Consider the following 5631-nt stretch of genomic DNA (forward strand, 5'->3'; position numbering starts at 1 on the left):
GCCGTCTTTTTTTTCTTTTGTTGTTACTAATTTTCAACTTTTGTTGCGCGCGGGGGCCTGGCTGGCCCAGCACAAAAACCGGGGGGGGGGGGGGGGGGGCCCCCCACGGCCGAAGCAGGATCCCGGTCAGCCTTCGAGACGGTCCAGGAGCGCGCGGATCTGGTCGATCGTCTTGGCGTCCTGCCGTCCGCGCCCGATGTTGTCGCCTGCGGCGAGCATCGACGTCGCCAACCCGGTGATCGTCGCGACGACCGCTTCGACGTCCGAGCCGGACCGGAACCACCAGGCGACCCAGTTGCACATGCCCAGCAGCGACAACGCGGCGGTGCGCGCGTCGACCGGGCGGAACTCGCCGGTTTCGACGCCCGCCTCCACCAGCGCGGTGAATTCGCGCAGGACAGTGCGTTTCGCCTCGAGATGCTCGCCCGCGAGCGGTTCCGGCAGGATCGACTCGGAGCGGTCGAGAATGCGGAACTGGTCGGAATGCTCGGCCCGCTGCCGCACGATCAGCCCGACCACGTCGGCGATCTTCTCCGACGGCGCGAGATCGTCACGCGCCTTGAACTGCGCGAGCACCTCCGCGAAACCGTTCGTGACCTGTTCGACGAGCATCGCGAGCAGGTCTTCCTTCTTGCTCACGTAGTGATACAGCGCGGGCCGCGAAATGTTCAGCGCGTTCGCGATGTCCAGCAGACTGGTCGCCTCGTAGCCCTTTTCCGCGAACAGCCGGGTCGCGGTGTCGAGCAGTTCCGACGTCACCAGCGTGCGGCGCAACTCGCTGCGTTTTCCCTTACCCCGCTCTGCCGTGGACATGATCCGCAGCTTACCCGCGGGCTCACCGCACGCCGTGGATGCCGTGCGCGCCGAGCCAGCCGACGATCTCGTTCAGGTAGTCGACACCGCCGTAGCCGAGCAGCGTGGCGTGGCCGGTGTTCTGCACGATGTACTTGGTGAACACGCCCGGCCGGTAGTAGCCCGGCTCGTTCGCGGACATCGGATCGGTGTCGCAGTCGTCGGTGGTGCCGCACCAGATCTTGTCGTACTGGCCGGGCGACCACAGGATCGGCGCGGTGATGTTCTTGGTCTGGTCGGTGTAGGTGCGCAGGGTGATGTCCGCGAGCTCGGTCGCCGACATGGTGTCCTTCGTCGCGTCCTCGACGGTCAGCTGCTGCGGGTCGAAAGTGGACGCGGGGCCGTAGAAAATGGTGCGGCGGCCCGGAATGCTGGTGAGATACGCGGGATCGACCGCCCACGGCCTGCCGGAGAACTTCGGATCCAGCAGCGCGGGGTAGGCGAAACTGCCCAGCCGCGCGGTCGAAGCCGGGGTCAGCAGCCCGTGCCCGACGGCGTGCACCATCAGCGCGTCGACGTCGTGGAAGGCGCCTGCCTCGACCTGCGAGGTGAGGCCGCCCATCGAGTACCCGTTCAGCGTGACCGTGCCGAACTGCGTGCCCAGACCGCCTTGGCGCAGGTACTGCACGATCTGATGCGTGGTGTTCGCGGCGACGTCGAAGTTCATGCTCGCGCCGAGCGGATGATCGCTGTGGCCGTACCCGATCCGGTCGAGGTTCAGGGTCGTGAAACCGCGCTGGGTCATGTAACGGACGTAGTTGTAGCGGTCCGGCTGGTACGGCCAGTCGTAGTAAGTGTGGTCGTAGGTCCCGCCGTGGATCAGGATCTGCACCGGCTGCTTGCCCAGCAGTGCCGGGTCGGAGGTGCACAGCTGACCGAATTCCTTGAGCACGGCGGAACTTCCCGGCTCGGTGACCGGGAAGAAATAGTTGCGGCACTGCGCTCCGCTCGCCGAGCTCACGCCCGGCAGGTCGGCCGCCGCCGGGGCGCCGGGCAGCCCGGGCACCGCCTTCGGGGTCAGCGGCCAGCTGTCGGCCGCGCTCGCGACAGCCGCGGCACCGGCCAGCGCGAGCACCGCGGCGGACGCCACCGCCGCCATCCGGGAAAAACGTCGTTGCACGCTGCGCACGGTGGTCTCCCTTCGACAGGTGGGCTCCGTTGCCCACCCTGTTACATGTGTGTCATGTTATCGACACGCGTGTCGGAGTCAAGGGTTGGTGCAGGTGAAAGCGCTGCGTCCGCCATTCGGGCGGCACGGACGCAGCGTCGGAGGTGCTCCTCTGGTGCTGCTGGACTGGTAAACCGCCGAGATGCCCTCGATCGCTTCCGCGGATCTGCTCTGTCGACCGGGAGTTCCGTCGGCCGCGTCCGCATGCCTTGCCAGCCAGCCAGTTTCGGGGTGAACTGCTCGGTTTCGGCCGCTGCGTGGCCGTCGGCGCGGTGAAATGATTGCCGGAATTCTTGCGTAAATGGCAAAAGTGAATTGGCGCGGCCGAAGACGTCTTGGGCCGGGCATGGTGCGGGCAAGGGAGATCCGACCGCCCGCACCCGCCGTCATTCGGGCGTGCCGGGCATCGCCGAGGCGTCGAACGAGAGCAGTTCCCAGCTGTGGCCGTCCGGGTCGTCCACCGCGCGGTTGTAGAGCCAGCCCATGTCCTGCGGCGGGCGCGGCTCGGACCCGCCTGCCTTCACGGCGGCGTCGGCCAGCCGGTCGACCTCCTCCTTCGACTCGGCGGGCACCGCGAGGATCGACTCGATCGCACCGGAAGCTACCGGCCGCGAGGTGAACTGGGCGAACTGCTCGTGCGTCATGAGCTGCACGGTCACCGCCTCGCCGAGGGCGACCTGCGCAGACGTCTCGTCGGTGAACTGCGGGTTGAGCTCGCCGCCCAGCGCCGTGTAGAACGCCGTGCTCGCCTCCAGGTCGGCGACCGGCAGGTTGACATAGATCTGCGTGAAAGCCATTGGTGCTCCTCGGTTCCGGCAGCCGGGCGTTCCGGCTGGCTACGAACCTACGGCGCTACCTCGGCGTCGGTCTTGTACAGGAGCGACACCATCTCGCCGGGGTCTGGACGTCGCAGCTGGGTCGCCGTCCGGCCGACGAAGCGGGTCAGCGACCGCGCCAGATGGGGCTGGTCGTGATACCCGACGAGATGCACGACGTCGGTCGCGGCCACGCCCTGGCGCAGCAGCATCGTGGCCCGTCGCGCCCGCTCGATCTGCCGGATCATGCCCTGCGTCAAGCCGGTGGCCGCGGCGACCCGGCGCTGCACCGAGCGCGGGGTGACCAGCACTGGCCGCTCCCCGGCGAGGACGTCGGTCACCAGGGGGTCCCGCGCCAGCAGCCCCGCCCGGACCAGGCGGTCCACGAACGTCTCCGCGTTCTCGTAGGTGGGGATCTCCCACTCGGTGTTCTGCAGCACGAACGAGCGCGGCGTCGTGTACGGGCTCGACACGGTGCCGTCCACAAGGCCGCCCACGGGCAGATTCCGCAGAAAGGCGCCGTGCCGGAAGATCACGCCGAAGGCGCTGCCCAGCCCGCCGCCCAACGGAACCACGGTGGGCCGCGTCTCGGGACCGCGGACCGAAACGGCGGTCACCCCGGCCGAGGCCCACACCAGCAGCTCCCAGTTCGAGTTCACGACCGACACCATGCGTTCCGGAACGAAACCGCCCTGCCCGCCGTCCGGCCCCACCCGGTACACGCCCTCGACATAGGGCGAGTCCGACACCCGGTACTCCAGCCCTGGAATTCCCTCAACCCGGTCGAGCGACACGCCGGGCATCGTAGCGCGCGGCGTGCGCCGTCAGCTCCCGACGAGCACCCGCACGAAGAAGAACGAGCCGGCGCAGAACACCCCCATGACGACGAACAAGCACCCCAGCATGGCCCGGCTGGTCTTCTCCACCGGATACGACTCCGCCGGCGAGCCGGGATTGACGCACACCGGCAACGTTTGCCGAAGCGGCAGCGGCCGGCTCTTGCTCCAGACCGTCTTGCCTTGATACGTCCGGCCGTCCGGACCGGCATACTGGTAGACGCTGAGGTACGAAGGCAAGGAGTCGTCGGAGCCCGCCCCGGGCACGGCCTGGTGGCCGACGACCACAGCCGCGACGTGCGGCCAGGTGCGCATCCCCTTCTCCCGGTGCCGGAGCTTGCGCAGCTGGAACACCGCGACCAGGACCATTATCAGGACGAAGCCGCCCCAGCAGCTCCACACCACAGTCTGCACAGTGGTCACGAACCCGGCCTTCCTCGCACGGCATCCGCCGATCAGGGAAAGACCGGCGCGCCTGCCAGTGCTTCGAGGCTGCCGGAGGCCGCACGGTTCCCTCCTGGCCCCGAACACGCCCCTCGAAACTGGCAGCTGATCTGATCGACGCTGCTCGCGACCCGGTCGCGGGCGCGAGGAAGTCCGAGACCTGGCGTTCCTGGCCGTCGTCCCGATCTGATCGCCGGTGGTCGGCATTTCCGCCGTCCCCGGACCGCACCGGATGTCACGATGATCGTTTCATGTCGTACCGCCGAACCGCCGTCCTGCTGGGCGCCCTTGCTCTTCTCGCCACCGCGTGCTCGTCGTCGCCCGAGGTCGCGGCGCCGGTGATCGGCGGATCGCTGGTGGTGGCCGGCAAGGACAAGGCCGGGCAGCCCGCGGTGTGGCGGGTGACCGAAGGCGCCGCGACGCCGTTGCTGTCCGGGAACACGGCGCCGAAGCTGCCCGCCGTGGCGTTGTCGCCGGACGGCCGGGCGCTCGCCTACGTCAACGGCGCCGGCCGGATCGTGTTGCACGACGTCGGCGCCGGCACCGAGATCGTCGCCCAAGCCTCGGTGACCGGTCCGCTGTGCGCGACCTGGGCGCCCGACAGCGCGCACTTCGCGATCACCGCCGAACAAGGGGTTTCCACAACCGACCGCAAGGGCGTAGTGACCGGCCTCATCACCCGGCCCAGCGGCTTTTACCACGAGACCGGACCCGGCTCCTCGGGCGACTCCCGGGAGGTCGTGTCCGGGATGACGTGTGCCCGCTGGGCCGACTCGGACACGGTGATCCTCGGCCGCTACAACGGCGATCTGCCCTCGACGATCCCGACCGGCGGCGGCGCGCTCGCGCCGAACACGACAGTCGTCGGCCACGTCGCCGCGGGCACTGCCCAGGACCTGCCCCAGATGGAAAACCTCCTGCACACCTGCCAGGGGCACGCGCTGCTGCACCGGGCGCCCGATCCGATCGTGACCGGCCCGACGCTTCTCGCGGACGCCTCCGACCTGTCGCGCACCACCGAGGTGCCGCTGGGCGCTGGCGACGAAGCGTGGTTCTTCCAGCCGGGAACCTGCGCGCTCGTGGTCGTTTCGCACCCGGGCGACGAAGACAGCTACGACTACACCGTCAAGCTGTTCGATCCGGTCACCGGGCAGCAACGCAGCTCCCGGACGCTGCCGATGGCGCTGGGCGGCGACAGCGGCATCCGCGAACCCTCCGGCGGAACCTCGTTCGTCCCGTCTCCGGCGCCGGGCGCGCTCGCCGCGGCGTACGCGGACGCCAACACGCACCAGCTGATCGTGGCGGACCTGACGACCGGCGGCAGCCGCCGCCTGGACGGGCCGTGGAGCGAGGCCACGCAGGTGCTCGGCTGGACCGCCAACGCGAGCACCACCGGGTAGCACCCGGCGACCGCGCGAAGCGAGCGAGTCCGTCCACACCGGCTACCGGCTGTGGGGGGGGGGGGGGGGGTATGAGCCCACCCCCCCGGGCAGACAGATACCAGCAAAAGGGCGCA

At 69.2% G+C, this 5631-nt stretch carries 6 protein-coding genes; 1 reads left to right on the plus strand and 5 read right to left on the minus strand.

Annotated features, from left to right (window positions below; genetic code table 11):
* Positions 1-126: 126 nt before the first annotated feature.
* From ACFXI3_RS07755 to ACFXI3_RS07775, 5 genes are all read right to left on the minus strand, one after another.
* Positions 127-813 carry a TetR/AcrR family transcriptional regulator gene (locus tag ACFXI3_RS07755; protein WP_378398729.1) on the minus strand — a complete coding sequence of 229 codons (687 nt, stop codon included), beginning with the start codon at positions 811-813 and terminating at the stop codon, positions 127-129.
* 22 nt (positions 814-835) lie between these two features.
* Positions 836-1981: an alpha/beta hydrolase gene (locus tag ACFXI3_RS07760; RefSeq protein WP_378398731.1), complete on the minus strand. Its 1146-nt coding sequence runs from the start codon at positions 1979-1981 to the stop codon at positions 836-838.
* 425 nt (positions 1982-2406) lie between these two features.
* Positions 2407-2817 carry a VOC family protein gene (locus tag ACFXI3_RS07765; RefSeq protein WP_344275019.1) on the minus strand — a complete coding sequence of 137 codons (411 nt, stop codon included), beginning with the start codon at positions 2815-2817 and terminating at the stop codon, positions 2407-2409.
* Between the two features lie 47 nt (positions 2818-2864).
* Entirely contained in the window at positions 2865-3629 is a 765-nt protein-coding gene (locus tag ACFXI3_RS07770) for a helix-turn-helix domain-containing protein (protein WP_378398734.1), read from the minus strand.
* A gap of 30 nt (positions 3630-3659) precedes the next feature.
* Positions 3660-4094, minus strand: a complete 435-nt coding sequence (locus ACFXI3_RS07775) for a DUF3592 domain-containing protein (RefSeq protein WP_378398736.1) — start codon at positions 4092-4094, stop codon at positions 3660-3662.
* Positions 4095-4366: 272 nt separating this feature from the next.
* Between ACFXI3_RS07775 and ACFXI3_RS07780 the strand changes: the two genes are divergently transcribed.
* Positions 4367-5515 carry a TolB family protein gene (locus tag ACFXI3_RS07780; RefSeq protein ID WP_378398738.1) on the plus strand — a complete coding sequence of 383 codons (1149 nt, stop codon included), beginning with the start codon at positions 4367-4369 and terminating at the stop codon, positions 5513-5515.
* Positions 5516-5631 lie beyond the last annotated feature (116 nt).

Source organism: Amycolatopsis sp. NPDC059235, assembly GCF_042754125.1.
GTDB lineage: Bacteria > Actinomycetota > Actinomycetes > Mycobacteriales > Pseudonocardiaceae > Amycolatopsis > Amycolatopsis albidoflava.